Raw genomic sequence first — 15,012 nt, forward strand, 5'->3', positions numbered from 1 at the left:
AAGTGTGTGGTTTGGGGTCTCCCCCTTCGATGCACACACCATCTCGGGAATCACCAAACGACTCGATGATCTGCCTTAAAGCAACCTGTGATGTTGCTCACAGGGTTTTAAAAGCACTGCAATGACTCGGTTTCAAAGACTCACTCCCCAGTTCCAGCCCACCATCCGATCTGCTTCCTCCTCGTTAAGTCATGGCACCGTGAAGTGACGCTTCAGCTCGTCAACCACATCCAGCAAAAGCTTGTAAAAGCCCAGCTCAAGCAATGACCCGTACCCAAAACTTTTTCGCACGTCATACAAGTATCAGTTCAATCAAGAGCATGACGGTCATCAATATTTCCAGTGTCAACGGTTTGGTTGAACTGCTGTAAGTGTTGATGACCGTCAGAAGAATCTGAGGTATGGCTAACAAGGATCGCCCGCTCGTTGATCATCATTCGGCCTAGCCTGGTGGAGTGGGTTGGCTGGCGAACGCTCAAGATTGGTGGTACGGATCAAACTCGCCGTAATGCCCACATTTAAGGTTTCTACAAAAAATCAGTCTTGTGAGTGCATCGTCAAAGTCTTAGTTAGTTTCATCAAGTACGCTGGGTTGGCACATCAAAATAATGAACCAGATGCCGCCTATAAACGGAACCAGGCTAATAAAGATCCACTGCCATTGTTTGCCAATGTCGCGAAGCCGACGAACCACGAGCGAAAGATTGGGGAAGATGCTCGCGACTCCATAGAAAAGGAATAGAACAGCTCCAAACTCTGATGCATTTCCTAGCGATTGCAACACGAGTATGACGATGAACTGGGTGAGGAAGAACCACCAATATTCGGCTCTTGTTGCTTTACCGCCGTAGGTGAAGGCCTTTCTCCAAGCAGTAGTGAATGCTTCTGCAGGTCCCATGTGACTCAATGCAAGGTCTCCGTGCCTTGTTTTAGAGCTCAACAGAGCGACTGGCAGCACGAGGTTCACTACAGCACACAAAAGAGAGAGTCGTGCTAGTCGCAGCTTGTAGCCCACCATTCACATTCGTCGTATCCCAGCTGTCAGCTAGCTGCCCCAGCACAAGCATTGGAGTCCGCCGGCCGCGCCATCACTGCTCATCTACCGAAAGCCCCGCTTGAGATGTTTATCGCTCTTCAACAGAAATTGTGAAGCCTGCTTCCTTGGCAATGCCTCCAATGGCATCAGGGTCGGTGACACCTTTTAGCTTTTGTTGAAGCGCTGGGTCTGACTGAATGGCTTCCAGAACGCTTTGGTTGCTCTTTTTGCATTGGAGTAAGTGATACTATAATCAAGCTGTAGCAACGGTCAGCACCATTTCGCTGATTGATCTTCAATGAGGGCGTCGACTACTAGAAGACTTCACGAAATACTCAAGCTTTCTTCTCTAGGCGTTTCTCGGACCTTACAGCACGCGTGCGGGTGGGTTTCCCTCGGTCTGAAACAAGCACGCTCTGCATCTAATGTCGATATCGAAGCTGGGAGATTGCACTCCTCCAGCTGCAGCTTCCAGCTCCTCGTCTGATACTTCTCCCGATTCCATTGATTGAATATCTTCTGCGGTAATTGCAAATCCTGCTTCTTTGGCGATTGCAATCGCAGCTTCAGGGGAGGCTGCTGCTTTGAGCTTTTCCTGAAGACCGGTGTCGCCTTTGACAATTTCTAGAAAGGCTTTGACTTGTTCTTCGGACATTGAAGTGAGTGGAACTTCAGGCGACTCCTAGCCACGATCGGCTTCAACGACTCAAACGGACAGGGATGAGCCACCAAAGAGCCATCTGCGCATGGGTCGCATGCCAAGGCAACGGCATCCAGCTCGATGTCATCGAACTCGTCATCGCCGTGCATCTCCCTGAGTAAGCCACGCACCTCTTCGGCGGTCATCGTCATCCCTTTCTCAGCAGCTCTCCACCATGCGTCGAACCGAAGCATCAGGTTGTTGAGGTCATCAGCCTGAACAGCTCCCCTTGCACATTCATCGTCACCGCATCTCGCATGGCCTTGAACTCTTCCAGCGTTGCCATCGGTCTTTGTGTGGAATCCCTGTTCGGGGTTGCGCAGCGACCGCCAAGAGATCTATCACGGACATGTAGCGACCGCTACTAAACGTTCACTCCACTTCTGTGGGGCGCAGCTCGATCCAAGCCATGGAACGGGGGCTTGGGCTCTGCAGGAGCTGTGATGACCGCGTTGTATTGGAACGGTTCAGCATTTGCACCAGTGAGGAAGACTGCCGCTAAGAAAGAGGCGGTTTTACTGCATCTGGAAGCAGCTTTCATGGGCGCCGATGCCATCCCCTCACAGAAGCACCGAGGATTGATGTATCTCCGCCAAAACGGATTCGCAGCAACCCGCTGAGTCTCTCAAGCGCTGAGTGGAGTGGTTTTGCAGACAACACCACACATCACGGCGTTGCAAGGCGGCTCTTTCTGAGTGCCCATGGGTCTTTTTAGGGGTCTTTGGGAATCCAATCGGGTGACGGCCTACTCCACGTCCAGGTGATTTAGCGCCATTCCCTCCTCGCCATCGACTGTTTACCGGTCCAATGACCCAATCAGTTACGGCAACGTTGTTGAAATCCCACTTCCCTGCTCCTAGAACCAGTCTTGAATGAGTCCCTACTTCCGATGAGAGCTGTCGTCACTTCACTCGTCCTTGTCTCGTCAGCCATCGCTGCACCGGCCTTCGCCCAAAAGGAAATTCCCAAAGCTCCGGGGCATGACCAGTGCCCGCTGGGTTACGTCAACACTCTGGGAACAACCTGCGTCTCTCCCATCTACTACGAGGTTGCGCCCACGAATGGCGGGGCATGCTTAGAGGGGTGGATGAACATCGGCGCTGGGTATTGCAAGAAGAAAACAGGTCCCCTCGGAATCCTCTAACCACCTCCGGAGCGATCGGCAAAAAAGTGGCTTCGTTGCCACCCTTCACTATCAGAATTCCAGCACTCTTTTGATCTGCTGCCGGTTGTCTCCCTGTTGTCAGGGGAATGCTGAGGCACAACGCCATCGAAGTCAGGGAAACCCTGCAGAGATCAAGAGGCCGGGAACGATGCTCCCTTCCCGGTGCTGACGATGCAAGCGCAGCTCGGCATTATGCGCGGACTAACTCTCGATCCATGCTGCGCCGTCTCCCCATTGGATTACTGGCGTCTGCTGTTGTCATGGCGCCACTGCCAGCTTTTGCTGAGCATTGCGACAATCAACTCACAGCTCGGGCTTTGATTGCCCCATGGAATGCTGCCGACCAGGAGTTCCTTGGAGGACGCACATCAATCAGCTATTTCTTTGAAATGCGGCGACGCCGCTATCAAGTGGTGTATGGCAATGCCAAAGGGGAAATTATCCCAGGCTCACCATGGCAAATGATCGAGTCTGATCCTTTTTATGACGAAGAAAAAACCTTGGGCATTGAGCTGATCAGGGCCACTGATCGGTTGATCAGCCTTGATTTTCGGGAGGTTCGGCGGGCCCAAGATGCTGACCTGGTCATCGTTGGATACTGCGATAAGAACGACGAAAAAGAGGGAGCGCTTGCGCAGAATGCTGGAGGGACTCAATACATCATGATCTTGAATGGATGTCGGGGAATCGCTACTGGGCAAGAAGATCCCGTCTGGTTATTCCTGCACGAATTTGGCCATGCCCTTGGCCTTGAACATCCCTTCTCAGACGTCGATGGTGATTGTCTCTTTGACAACCAGCCCTTTTCAAAGGCTTCTGCGCATGCAGGGATAACGGTGATGGCTTACAAGCCAGGACCAGGTCGTCCGCCTCGGTTTTTTACTGATTATGACATTGCTGTCTTGCAGAGAATCTGGGGCTCGGAATGAAGAAGGGACTCCCATGATCGATGGATCAATAACTCTCTTAAATAGTCATTGGGTTTCAGGAATGCAGGACCAAAGCAAAGCAAGCGCACTGGGTGCAAGCTGATACGCACTCAGTCTCTGGTCAGGGGTAGCCCGTGATTCGTCAGACAAAACGTCTTAACGCCATTGATGCGTGGAAGAAGATGCAGCAAAGAAGCTTGCAACGGTCTTAGTCCCTGTGCACTTAACACTCTTCAAGGCTGCGAATGGTGCCAGGTCTTGGAGCTTTTGTTGAAGCGCTGGGGCTGATTGATTGCTTATTCGCCTTCATCATCTGGCTGCTTGGCCTTCCAACGTTCAAACCAAACCGCGACTGCGAGGGACACACCCATGGCAAATCCAGCACCAATCAGAACCACGCCAACTTCGACCGGCATCAAGACCACCTGTTACTGCCCCAAATCATCGGACAAGATCGACCATGGGTACCGGGGCACTTCCGCTTGAAGAGATCCTCCAGCCAATCCACTGCCGTAGGACTTCGATCAATCAGCTGACTGCAGCGATGCCGTGCCGCCACACCAGCCAGTTGCTGCGGAGTACTGCAAGCAACAGCACAGACTGGGCTTTCAATTCAAGATGTGCAGAATCACGATCGCTTCATGGCCTCGAAGTTTTTCCACGTTCACCACGAGTTCCGTGCCGGTAAAGCGCAGCAGTGGTGGGAGACAGCGCAAGCTGCGATGGCCCCAGGTGGTGGTTGGGATGAGGCAGTCGCTCAAAATCTCGAAGCGGGTTTCTACAACCACGCCTTCTGCCCTATTGGACCTGAGGGGCCTGCTTTCTGCATCTGGGAAGTCCGCGAGGGAATCACAGCAGAGGAGTTTCAAGAGTTCATCGATGGCCCCAATGGCGTGAACTTTGGATTGGGTGCATGGATGAATATTTGCAAGGAGATCAACGTTGAAATGGCAGGGAACCCTCCGTATCCAAGGAAGTTCTGAAAACAATCGCGAATCAGTGCAATGGTGATGAGCCATGCTCCCGCCAGAGCACTGATCATTCAGGCCGAAGTTCGTCATCATGGTGATCGATGACACATTGTGGTTTGGTTCGTTTGGCTACGACTGGAGTGTTGTCTGATGGGTGGACATGGGTTTTGACGAACTGGATCGCACGACCAGGTACATCGTTGATGCCAAGGCTCGGGCCAGTGCAATGCTCGATGAGCAAGCTCCAAAGCTGACTGCTCTTGAGAAGGCCATTTGGGTGAAGTTAAAGCGGGATGAACGTCACTCACCCAGATAAGGGAGGCTTGAGGGTGTTGCAGTTCCTCAGGAGGGGGATGAAGAACACCTGTTGCGGCGTCCGGAGTTTTGATTTTTGAACTTTGACGCGCGTTGTGTAGTCATGCTCGGCATATTCTTTTGACTTCATTGATCTCTGTTTGCCAGCAGTCTTTTGCAATCAATGAGCCAAATTTTTAGTTGAAATGCTGTTTTGCAACATCAAAAGGCTATCGCGATCGATGCGATGGTATGAAAAAGGGTTGAAGTTGACCTGCCGATAGGTCGTTCCTTGATCGGCTGCTAGAAATTCAAAATTTCAATGTCAGCTCCAGATCTCTACGTGCGCCCGTGGTTTGGAGAAAGTCGGATTGGACGATTTCTCTAAACGGATAGTCTGCGTCTGTCGCGAGTTTGCACTCGACTTTGACGATTTCCTCGCTGATTCGTGTGAGTCAGAGTCATGGCGCGACCTTGTGGTAAGAGCAGACTCGGATTCCCCTCGCGCCCCTTCAGTCACTCAATTCATCCGTCGTTGAACTGGATCAGCCGTTCGCGTCCCCTTCAGCAAGTTTGCGGTGGGCTTTGTTTGCTTTTCTGATGATCTTCTGTGCTTCCTCTCGAGACAGGCAGTCTTGGGCCTTCAGCTGTAGCTTCTTGAGCTTGTGATGTTGCTTGTCAGGGTTCAATCGCTTGAAGGCTTTGGTTAAGAGCAAGTAAAGCATCTTAGGCCTTGGCTTGAAAGCCCCCGCGTTCATTCCTGGAGGCCACGTGCGACAGCGTTGCCTCAAGCGAACCTCGTCGATTTCTGTCCTTGGCGCATCGCTGAAGCTTTTCGGCCATGTGAGCCTCTGCATGACTTATTGCTTGACATGGCTAAGGGCGGAACTCGTTTTCTTTGTCGAGATCTCGATACCGATTTAGGGGAGAGACAACCTGGCCATCTCACGGTGATCGTCGAATTTGGATCTCTTGCTGAAGCGAAGGCGGCCAATGAAGCTTCCGACGATCAGGAGATTCTCAAGCTTCGACAGCCCCATGGCGATGTTTCCTTGTCCATCATCGAAGAGGCCGATCATGCTACGCATTAGAACGCATTCATCTCACTGAAATGGGCATAACTCTGTTGGTTGTGTCTCTGTCTCCCTGCTGTTGGGTTCTTTGATTTCGATGCTTTGGCTAAATTCAAGCTCATCAAGGTGAATGGCACCTGGTCTCTCATCTGTTGGCTCATTTCAGGACAATCCGACCAAAATTTGCTATGACGGACTGAGTGCATCAAGTGTTTGAGGCGTATGCGGCTGATTCGATTGATCCCCTTGCTTGCCGCCGTTCTGGTTGTCCATCCGAATGCACTACATGCATCAAGCATAAAGGCCACTGGTAACATTAAGGACGAATTTGAGCGTGCCCAGGCGTGCGATTACTTCGAAGCTGAATTCATTAGTGATGTTGGCGTTTACACCGATGAGAAAGTGAGATATTGCATCAGTTCTGATCAGAAGGAATTGATTTATGTGATGGCAATGGGGACCTCTTGGGTTGTGCCATTCAATCGCCAATATCGTGCTGATGGTTTTGTCAATTATGTCACGTTGGAAGAGGATCGCCTTGTCCTCTATCAGAAGGAGAATGGTGTGGTGACGCGGAAGGTTTTGGGTCGCCGTCGCTGATGAACTCCTTGATTGCTGCGCTCTGTTGAACCGATCGACGTGTTCCTGCTGATACGGACTCTGGGAGTTTTCATGCGACGATTGTGAGGAGTCAATTGTTTGAGTGATGTTTTTGATGCACTGGTCGTTCAAGACCGGTTACCACGAAATTGCCGCGAAAAAGTTCCTGGCGACAGGCGCTCCTTTCCCGCAATGCAAGTCTTTCAAGCGCTTGCATGGTCCTGGTTCCTGCGAGGGTTGGATCCTCGTGGAAACAGATGATCCCAAGGTCTGCTATGAGCATGCTGCTGAGTGGGCAGAAATCATGCATTGGACCGTGACGCCTGTCTGCACGGATGAAGAGGCGGCGCCTTTGATTGCCAAGGTTTACGGCTGATTCCGTCATCCCACCAGGACCGCCTTGCGCTTTGGTTCTGGTGGTCAATATGGGTATTCGATGCGTAGCTCTTCGCTTGTTGCGGAAAATTCGTTTTTGTCGACGTGCAAGCGGGGATGGCACATGCTGATCACTGATCCCACACAGTCTTCATGCAGAGGATTGTGTGGATTTTTTCTAGATTGAATCAAGATTATATGTTCTAGAAGGATTTAAACTAGGTCGAAGGGCTGGACGCTTGACCGATATTTGTTGCGTTTACGATTTTGATAGAGTCATGTTTGTTTTTAATGAGTTTATAGATTCATTTCGCCTGTTATCGACTTTTAAAATATGCAGGTGTTCGTTGGTTAGGGCTTTTCGTTGCTTGATTTATGATTTCCCAGGTTGTGGGATTCTCTCTAGCTAGTCGTCTTGGATTGATGATGTAGCATTTGATGTCTCTCATGATGCTTTTCGGAGAAGCGAATAGGTGCTCAGAGATTAATTGATAGGTCCATCCTTGCTTCCTTAATGCCATGGCAATGCGCACCCGTTTGGATCTCCAACCCATGCTTGGACCAAGCCTCCTCGAGATGCTGCATGATGTTGTGTTCATGGAATTGCCGAAACTTTGATCATTTTCGGTAGTTGGTTTTTCCACAGTGAATGTTATGGCAGTGTTCTGTGTGCCGAATGAAACTTTTTAATGGATCAGTTGTTCTTGTGGAAGCACTTTTCAGGTGAATGTCCTTTGCGATTGATTGTTCTGCATGGATTGATCATTTGATACACGGTTTGCGTTGGAATCTCTATTACTTTCGTAGAGGTTTAGCTCAGGGTTATGGAAGCTGTAGATTGTGGGAAAGTGAAGTCGCAAGTCGTTGAGCTTTATCTAAATGCAACTTGTTCTGGCGTAATCAGCAAGAGTCAATTTCAAAAGTTGACTCAATTAGAACGTGTTGCCGATGTAGGGGAGGTGAAGCTTATTCGTCATCTCAATCTGCTGATTAAAAGGCGTGCAATTCGTATTCATAGGATCGCCTCTTGAGTCTTATTTTCACCTGAATGTTGTGCTTGATACTTGGATTGGTGCTTTTTAGAGCTCAGTGTTCCAGCTTCTCTTTGAAACTATTCAAAACTAGATGCCTCGTGGCTCCTCCTACTCTTTTTTGGGTTGATCTACAGCCCTCTTTGTATTGTCTGAATTCAAGACTTGCTCAGCGGTTAAGCCACTCTTTCACTGTGCGTCGTTGGTCTTTTTGCCATGACCCTGATGAAACTTGTTCCATTGATACTCTTCATAATCTTCTTAGAGAAACATTATTGGATGAAGATCAGCCCTCTCATCTGATTGGTCACGGCATCAGTGGCACAGTCTCATGCCTTTTCGCGCATCGTTACCCAGAGTTAGTGCAATCCCTCACGCTACTAGCGGTCGATACAAAGATTGCCAATCATTGGTCTTCTCACTACTTTCAGATGAGACGACAATTGCCTTGCTCAAGGTCGAATGTCTTAGCTCATTTGTCATCCTTATTGATCTCTAGTCAGCACTTGCGCGCTAAAGCATTATTTCCGCGGCTTCTTGAGAAGTGTCTTGATCAAGACTTTGTTGATGGCTCATTGCTGGATCACCAGCGATTGTCGGGCTGCTTGCAAGTACCTTCGATGCCGATGCTTGTTCTGAATGCTGCTAATGACATTGTGGTTGATTCTGGTTCTCATGCGCGTTGGGATCGATTGTTAAAGCCAGGCGATCGCTATGTAGAGGTGGAGCAAGGGAGACACTTTTTCCCTGCAGACAAATTTATGACCGCAGCTGATTCCATCACTAAATTCATTACTCTTGTGCCTGATCAGTGGCGCAACTTCGATATGCAGTCGACTAATCATTCGCCATTGCTGGGAGGCCGATCATGACCGATATCATTGAAGCGGACGTTTTGATTATTGGTGGAGGTCCCGCTGGCTGTGCTTGTGCTCTTTATGCCGCGCGATCGGCATTGAAAACGATTGTTTTGGATAAAAACCCTGCTGTAGGGGCTTTGGCGATTACGCATAAAATTGCAAATTATCCAGGAATATCAGCTGACACTACAGGTTCGGATCTTCTCAAGGTGATGCGTGACCAGGCTGTTGCTTATGGCGCTGAGTACCAGCAAGTACAGGTTTATGGAATTGATGTATCTGGTCCTTTGAAGTTGGTCTACACACCTGTTGGTGTCTTTCAATGTAAAGCCTTGGTTTTGGCTACAGGCGCAATGGGTCGATCGTCAGTGCTTCCCGGTGAAGATGAATTTCTGGGGCGTGGTGTCAGTTATTGTGCCACTTGTGACGGGGCTTTCTATCGAAATCAGAATGTTGTTGTTTATGGAGCGAATCAAGAGGCAATTGACGAAGCGATGGTGTTATCGAAATTCGCCTCAACCGTGTATTGGGTGACAAACGCAAAGCCAAGCTCTTCAGCTTTGGGAGTTCAGCATCTTGAGTCTGCCCCGAATGTCAAGCGATTAAACCGTACGCGTTTGTTGTCAGTCGAGGGTAATGACTTAGGTGTCACGGGTGTCATGCTTCAGAAATTAGGAGAGGATTGCTCCACAAATCTTGAGGCCAATGGAGTATTTATTTACTCCACAGGCAGTCTTCCTATTACTGACTTTTTGCAGGGCCAGATTCCGCTTCGAAGCGATGGGGGTGTGGACGTCAATGCTGACATGATGACGGCTGTGGAGGGTGTGTGGGCTGTCGGTGATATCCGTAATACGCCTTTTAAGCAGGCTGTTGTTGCTTGTTCGGATGGCTGTATTGCCGCCATGTCGATTGATAAGTTTTTGAATCACCGTCGCGATATTCGTGTCGATTGGGTCCATCGATGAACTTTTCCTGATGCCAACATGCCCGCTGTTAGGCGGGCACACTGGCGTGAGGAAGTCTGTTTTTAGGCTTCGGAGTTGATCTGCTGGATCCATGCACTTAGGCGCTGATCTGTGAGTTCCGACTCGTTGTCCTCATCGATAGCCAGCCCGCAAAACTTGCCATCGATCACGCTTTTCGATTCGTCAAAAGTGTAGCCTTCTGTAGGGACTTTCCCTATTAATTTTGCCCCTGATTGCAAGAAAGCTGTGTAGAGCTCTTCCATGGCATCACAAAAGTAATCGCCATAGCCTGAGGAATCTCCTAGGCCAACGATGGCAACAGCTTTTCCTGCAAAGTCTTTGTCTGGAATCTCTTGAATCAGGTCATCCCATGCTGTTCCAGAGCGTGCTTCATCGGATCCCGTGTTCCATGTGGGAATGCAGCAGATTAGTTGTTCTGCGTTGACCAGCTCATCGATTGAGCTGATGTTGTCTACGTCTTTGGCCTCCGTGCCTGGAATTAATTCTTTTAAGCGGTCAGCTACATCCTCGGTTTTTCCTGTGGAGGTAGCGAAGAAGATTGTAAATGCCATGTGTGATGTGAATCTCTCTTATTCTTATTGAGCCTCTTCAGTGCCTGGATGGCTTATGACTTCATCCTGTGTTGTAGGTATTACAAGGGTTTGTAAGGTTGATACAATCTTGCTCGCGTTGAGATACTCCTTTCGCTGGTTGCCGTGAGCTTTCATCTTTTTTCGTGATTGCGTTTGATAGCGCTGTACTCCGATAGTGCCTGATCAAAGCCCACCTCTCGAACGCGTGAAAGCCAGTGCTTTCTCTTGATTCCATCCGCTTCGATGTGATCAATGAAGGATTCGAGTATTTCTCTTCCGGCTAGTGGCATCGGTTTAGGAAGACTTTGCTCCAGCATGCCGTCATCCAGACAGGAGTCTGTGTGCTCTTAGGCTTCTGCTGGTGTCGTAAGTGTCCTTTGTGCGGAAAATTTGGTTCGCTTTGTCGTGCTCTTGTGCGTCTGCTTTTGTGCTGCTTCAGTGTCGCTTAGCCTTTGTTGATTTGGCTTTTTGAATTTTTGATTTGATTTGATGTGTGCGGATGTTGTCGTCTTTTGGGGCTTGATCTCAGTAGCCAAATCCATACTCCTATCAGGGTTGTAGTTGGAACGATGATCACTAACAGTTGGCTAATGATCAAAACTCTGGCATCAGGATCCATGGTTCGTGTTCTGCTTTTTGCTCTCTAATAGGTGATTTGTCTGGGATTCTGATGTCAGGAGAGTTTGATTTGTTTCAGTGTTAGCCCAATCCAGGAATATCTGGGCCGGGTTTCATGGTTTGTGGATCAGGCCATGCTCCTTGGCCAAATAGGGCGTCTCCGATGCGCTGAAGCAGGCTTTTCTCTTGGCTGAGCTCTTGGCGAACGCTCCATTCAATTTCTTCCAGCTCGCTGGTTTCTAAGCCAAGTGCTGCGATCAATTCTCGGTACGCGGTGCGCTCCAGAGCATTGATGTCTTGTTGGTCGCCGGGGTTTCTGGACACACCTGCCACCAGGCCGGCAATCCGAGCGGCCAGGCATCGGTCTCCAGCTGTGGAGAGTTGTTGGGCCAGTGACGACAGGCTCGGCAGCGCTTGGCGGTCGCTCCCCGCTTCCGCCTCGATCCCCAGTCGTTTTGGCAGTTCCATGATGAGGTGCTCTTCCTCCTGCGAGATCGAGCCATCGCTGAGAGCGATCACCTGGGCAATCAGCAGCAGGGTCGAATGGTTGGAAGCACGCGTCATGGAGAGCTGATCATCCTGTCTTCCTGAGTCTGCAGCCAATGGCCTATGGATCAACCGTTCAGCCAGTTGGCAGCCTGTTGAAGAGCATCCAAGCGCTCATCCACCAGCTCGTGGATGCCGAACTGCGCCAGGCGTCGTTTGACCTTGCCCTTAGCGCCCGTGACGAGCACCCGTCGATTGTTTTCCTGCGCTTCTTCCACCATGCGTTCGATCGCGAGGCTTGCCGTGACGCCGAGGTGTGGCACATCGGTGATGTCGAGCAACAGGATTCGGTATTGCCGCACCAGCATCATCCGTTCACTGATCCCCTTCGCCGCACCGAAACTCAACGGCCCGTGCAGGTGGAACAGGATCAAGTCGTCGCCGCAGCGCTCCAGGAGCTGCTGTTCCTGTGTGGACAGGTGAGCCGTGCCGGTGTCCATGCTGCCTAGCTGATGGTCGGTGATTGATTCGATCGTGAGCAGGTTGGCCACAAACATGCCAACGACAACGGCACCAATCAGGTCCCAGAACACCGTCATCAACAGAACGCTCCACATCACCAGCGCTGTTTTCTTGGACAGGCGATGGGCTCGGCGCAGGAAACCCCAATCGATGATGTCGAGTCCCACTTTGATCAGGATTCCCGCCAGCAAGGCCGTCGGGATGCCTGCTGCTAGCGGGCCTGCACCCAGCAGAAGCAACAGCAAAACGATCGAATGGGTCATGCCGGAGAGGGGTGTGCGTCCTCCGGACTGGATGTTGATCACTGTTCGCATCGTGGCTCCAGCCCCAGGGAGTCCGTTGAACAGTCCAGCAACCGTGTTGGCGATGCCTTGACCCACCAGCTCACGGTTGGAGCGATGGCGAGTGTGGCTGATGTTGTCCGCGACCAGGGAGGTCAACAAGGAGTCGATCGCACCCAGCACGGCCAGCACAAGGCCTGCTCGAAGCAGGAGTGGCCACTGTTCCTGCCAGTTCGGAAGGTTGAAGCTCAGGCCACCCCCGGGGATGGAGCCGATGCGGGCCAGTCCTTCTGGAAAGACCAGCAGAGACAGCGGAGTGATCAAAACGAGCGCCAGCAGGGGTGACGGAATCCATTGGCTGATCCGCCGTGGAGTGGTGAACACCACCAGAAGGGTCACCAGGCCAACGATGAGAGCCGCGGGATTCGGCTCAAAATCACGGATCACCATCTGCAGCGATTGCAGCACTCCGCCCCGGCTGTTGATCCCCAGCAAGGGTCCGATCTGCAGGGTGAGGATGATCACTCCGATCCCCGACATGAAGCCGGAGACCACCGAATAGGGAACCATCGTGATGTAGCGCCCCAGCCTGAGAACGCCCATCAGGATCTGTAGCAGTCCGCCAATCACCACGGCCGCCATGACCAGGGGCAGCATGTCGCCATCTGCCAGATCTCGACTGGCACCAATGGCCGCAAGCGTGCTCACCACCCCGGCAACAGTGACGCTCATCGGGCCGGTCGGTCCACTCACCTGGGCCGGTGTGCCTCCGAACAAGGCGGCCAGAAAGCCAGTGATGATCGCCCCATACAGGCCATAGATGGCCCCTCCGGGCCCGAGAGCTGCATTGCCAAAGGCCAACGCCAGCGGCAAGGCCACAACGGCGGCGGTGAGTCCTCCGGTCAGATCACCTCGCCAATGCTGTCGACTGAAGCCAACGAAGAGGGCGGGCCGGCGCAAGGGCATGGCGTTAAGGGTTCGCACTCATGCCTGACCAGCGCTGCAGTTCCTCAAGCGATTGCACGCCGACACGACGATCACCGTTCGGCAGGATCCAGGTGGGATATGCACGGATTTCAGCGGTCTGACAGGCAGCGGCCTGAATCGGGAACTCATCGGGCTTGGCGCATTCCACATACGGAAGTCGGTTCACGGCATCCCCGAACAGGCGACCTTGGTATTGACAGGCCGAGCAGCGCCAGGAGCCGTAATAGAGGACCTTGGAAGCCCTGAGGTAATCCGCGAGTGCCGTCGGATCCGGTGCGGCGTTTACGGCCTCGCTACTCAACACAACTGAGCTGCCGCCAGCAAGGGCCGCCAACAGAAGAAATCTGACCATGGCCGAAATGTACGTGTGGTGCGACGTACGGGCATCCCGACTCCTGCTTCGGTGCCGAACCCCGGACGGAACTGGGACACTGGGGATCATGTGGAGCCCTCGGGGCTGAACGATCACCATGGCCGGCAGTGGCTACCGCGACTACTTCAAGGTGCTGGGAGTGGACCGCGGTGCCGATGCCGATGCGATCAAGCGCGCGTTTCGCAAGCTCGCGCGTCAGTACCACCCTGATGTGAACCCCGGCGATAAGGCAGCGGAAGCGAAGTTCAAGGAGATCAGTGAGGCCTACGAGGTGCTTTCGGATCCGGACAAGCGCCGTCGATACGAGCAGTTTGGCCAGTACTGGAATCAGGCAGGAGGTGGAGCTGGAGCAGGGCCGGGTGGTTTCGACGTCGATTTCGGTCGGTATGGCAATTTCGATGACTTCATCAATGATTTGCTGGGTCGTTTTGGTGGGCCTGGCGGCGGTGGGTTCGGCGGCGCACCCGGTGGCTTTGCTGGCGGAGGGTTTCCGGGGGGAGGCTTCCCTGGTGGTGGTTTCGGAGGGGGTGGGTTTCCCCGCAGCGCGTCACGGGCTCCCGTCAATCTCGATGCTGAAACCAGCGTGAAAGTGAGCTTCGGTGAGGCCTTCCGCGGAGCTGAGAGAACCTTGTCGGTGAACGGTGAGCGCGTGCAGGTGCGCATTCCAGCCGGCGTCAAGACTGGATCTCGTCTGCGTTTGAAGGGGAAAGGCAATCTGCAGCCAGGGACTGGGCGTCGCGGTGACCTCTATCTCAATCTCGACGTACAAGCCCATCCAGTGTGGCGTCTTGATGGTGATCAGCTCCGCGCCGAATTGCCCGTGTCTCTCGATGAGTTGGCGCTCGGTGGCACGGTGACAGTGATGACTCCCGATGGGGAAGCCGAGGTGTCGATCCCTGCAGGGACAGCACCCGGACGCAGCCTTCGTTTGAAAGGCAAGGGTTGGCCGGTGAAATCGGGTCGTGGCGATTTGCTGCTCAGCCTCAGCCTGCGCTGGCCGAGTGAGTGGTCTGAAGAACAGCGAACTCTGTTGGAACAGCTGCGGGGAGCACGCCATGAAGATCCGCGTGGAGACTGGCTACAGAAGGCCCGCCTCTGACAGGAAAGGCAGGGTTTGACGCCTACGATCGCCCTCCATTGAGCCACGCCC

The 15,012-nt window shown here is 52.3% G+C and carries 19 protein-coding genes; 9 read left to right on the forward strand and 10 right to left on the reverse strand.

Annotated features, from left to right (window positions below; genetic code table 11):
* Nucleotides 1–565: 565 nt before the first annotated feature.
* The 4 genes from SynA1560_RS03215 to SynA1560_RS03230 form a co-directional block, all read right to left on the reverse strand.
* Nucleotides 566–898, reverse strand: coding sequence for a DUF805 domain-containing protein (locus SynA1560_RS03215; RefSeq protein ID WP_186501155.1), 333 nt, complete (start codon nt 896–898; stop codon nt 566–568).
* A gap of 226 nt (nt 899–1,124) precedes the next feature.
* Nucleotides 1,125–1,244 (reverse strand): Nif11-like leader peptide family natural product precursor, encoded by a 120-nt coding sequence (locus SynA1560_RS13915; RefSeq protein ID WP_186470984.1) that lies wholly within the window; start codon nt 1,242–1,244, stop codon nt 1,125–1,127.
* Between the two features lie 159 nt (nt 1,245–1,403).
* Nucleotides 1,404–1,691, reverse strand: a complete 288-nt coding sequence (locus SynA1560_RS03225; protein WP_186501156.1) for a Nif11-like leader peptide family RiPP precursor — start codon at nt 1,689–1,691, stop codon at nt 1,404–1,406.
* Complete coding sequence (locus tag SynA1560_RS03230; protein WP_186501157.1) at nt 1,661–1,930, reverse strand: hypothetical protein; 270 nt, start codon at nt 1,928–1,930, stop codon at nt 1,661–1,663. Before SynA1560_RS03230 ends, SynA1560_RS03225 begins: the two co-directional genes overlap by 31 nt.
* A gap of 695 nt (nt 1,931–2,625) precedes the next feature.
* Here SynA1560_RS03230 and SynA1560_RS13735 point away from each other — a divergent pair.
* The 3 genes from SynA1560_RS13735 (at nt 2,626) to SynA1560_RS03240 (ending at nt 4,813) form a co-directional block, all read left to right on the forward strand.
* Nucleotides 2,626–2,880, forward strand: coding sequence for a hypothetical protein (locus SynA1560_RS13735; RefSeq protein WP_255477118.1), 255 nt, complete (start codon nt 2,626–2,628; stop codon nt 2,878–2,880).
* Nucleotides 2,881–3,161: 281 nt separating this feature from the next.
* Nucleotides 3,162–3,830: a M66 family metalloprotease gene (locus tag SynA1560_RS03235; protein ID WP_186501158.1), complete on the forward strand. Its 669-nt coding sequence runs from the start codon at nt 3,162–3,164 to the stop codon at nt 3,828–3,830.
* A 641-nt stretch (nt 3,831–4,471) separates the two neighbouring features.
* On the forward strand, nt 4,472–4,813 hold the full coding sequence (locus SynA1560_RS03240; protein ID WP_186501159.1) for a hypothetical protein: 342 nt from the start codon (nt 4,472–4,474) through the stop codon (nt 4,811–4,813).
* Nucleotides 4,814–5,640: 827 nt separating this feature from the next.
* Here the strand turns inward: SynA1560_RS03240 and SynA1560_RS03245 are convergent.
* Nucleotides 5,641–5,820, reverse strand: coding sequence for a hypothetical protein (locus tag SynA1560_RS03245; RefSeq protein ID WP_186501707.1), 180 nt, complete (start codon nt 5,818–5,820; stop codon nt 5,641–5,643).
* A gap of 147 nt (nt 5,821–5,967) precedes the next feature.
* Here SynA1560_RS03245 and SynA1560_RS03250 point away from each other — a divergent pair, with 147 nt between their 5' ends.
* The 5 genes from SynA1560_RS03250 (at nt 5,968) to SynA1560_RS03270 (ending at nt 10,002) form a co-directional block, all read left to right on the forward strand.
* Nucleotides 5,968–6,186 carry a DUF1330 domain-containing protein gene (locus SynA1560_RS03250; RefSeq protein ID WP_186470240.1) on the forward strand — a complete coding sequence of 73 codons (219 nt, stop codon included), beginning with the start codon at nt 5,968–5,970 and terminating at the stop codon, nt 6,184–6,186.
* Between the two features lie 228 nt (nt 6,187–6,414).
* A complete protein-coding gene (locus tag SynA1560_RS03255; protein WP_255477042.1) occupies nt 6,415–6,768 on the forward strand; it encodes a hypothetical protein in 354 nt (117 codons plus the stop codon).
* A gap of 103 nt (nt 6,769–6,871) precedes the next feature.
* Complete coding sequence (locus SynA1560_RS03260; protein ID WP_186470241.1) at nt 6,872–7,144, forward strand: DUF3303 domain-containing protein; 273 nt, start codon at nt 6,872–6,874, stop codon at nt 7,142–7,144.
* Nucleotides 7,145–8,368: 1,224 nt separating this feature from the next.
* Entirely contained in the window at nt 8,369–9,046 is a 678-nt protein-coding gene (locus SynA1560_RS03265) for an alpha/beta fold hydrolase (RefSeq protein WP_186501160.1), read from the forward strand.
* Nucleotides 9,043–10,002, forward strand: coding sequence for an NAD(P)/FAD-dependent oxidoreductase (locus tag SynA1560_RS03270; protein ID WP_186501161.1), 960 nt, complete (start codon nt 9,043–9,045; stop codon nt 10,000–10,002). The genes SynA1560_RS03265 and SynA1560_RS03270 overlap by 4 nt, the downstream gene beginning before the upstream one ends.
* A 62-nt stretch (nt 10,003–10,064) precedes the next feature.
* Here the strand turns inward: SynA1560_RS03270 and fldA are convergent, their stop codons facing one another.
* From fldA to SynA1560_RS03295, 5 genes are all read right to left on the reverse strand, one after another.
* Nucleotides 10,065–10,574, reverse strand: a complete 510-nt coding sequence (gene fldA, locus SynA1560_RS03275; RefSeq protein ID WP_186470244.1) for a flavodoxin FldA — start codon at nt 10,572–10,574, stop codon at nt 10,065–10,067.
* A gap of 152 nt (nt 10,575–10,726) precedes the next feature.
* Nucleotides 10,727–10,912 (reverse strand): hypothetical protein, encoded by a 186-nt coding sequence (locus tag SynA1560_RS03280; RefSeq protein ID WP_186470245.1) that lies wholly within the window; start codon nt 10,910–10,912, stop codon nt 10,727–10,729.
* Nucleotides 10,913–11,294: 382 nt separating this feature from the next.
* Nucleotides 11,295–11,777 (reverse strand): TerB family tellurite resistance protein, encoded by a 483-nt coding sequence (locus SynA1560_RS03285; protein ID WP_186501162.1) that lies wholly within the window; start codon nt 11,775–11,777, stop codon nt 11,295–11,297.
* A gap of 50 nt (nt 11,778–11,827) precedes the next feature.
* Nucleotides 11,828–13,468, reverse strand: coding sequence for a SulP family inorganic anion transporter (locus SynA1560_RS03290; RefSeq protein ID WP_186470247.1), 1,641 nt, complete (start codon nt 13,466–13,468; stop codon nt 11,828–11,830).
* 4 nt (nt 13,469–13,472) lie between these two features.
* A complete protein-coding gene (locus SynA1560_RS03295) occupies nt 13,473–13,841 on the reverse strand; it encodes a hypothetical protein (RefSeq protein WP_186470248.1) in 369 nt (122 codons plus the stop codon).
* 118 nt (nt 13,842–13,959) lie between these two features.
* Here SynA1560_RS03295 and SynA1560_RS03300 point away from each other — a divergent pair, with 118 nt between their 5' ends.
* A complete protein-coding gene (locus tag SynA1560_RS03300) occupies nt 13,960–14,961 on the forward strand; it encodes a DnaJ C-terminal domain-containing protein (protein ID WP_186501163.1) in 1,002 nt (333 codons plus the stop codon).
* Nucleotides 14,962–15,012 lie beyond the last annotated feature (51 nt).

The organism is Synechococcus sp. A15-60 (assembly GCF_014280095.1).
Lineage (GTDB): Bacteria > Cyanobacteriota > Cyanobacteriia > PCC-6307 > Cyanobiaceae > Synechococcus_C.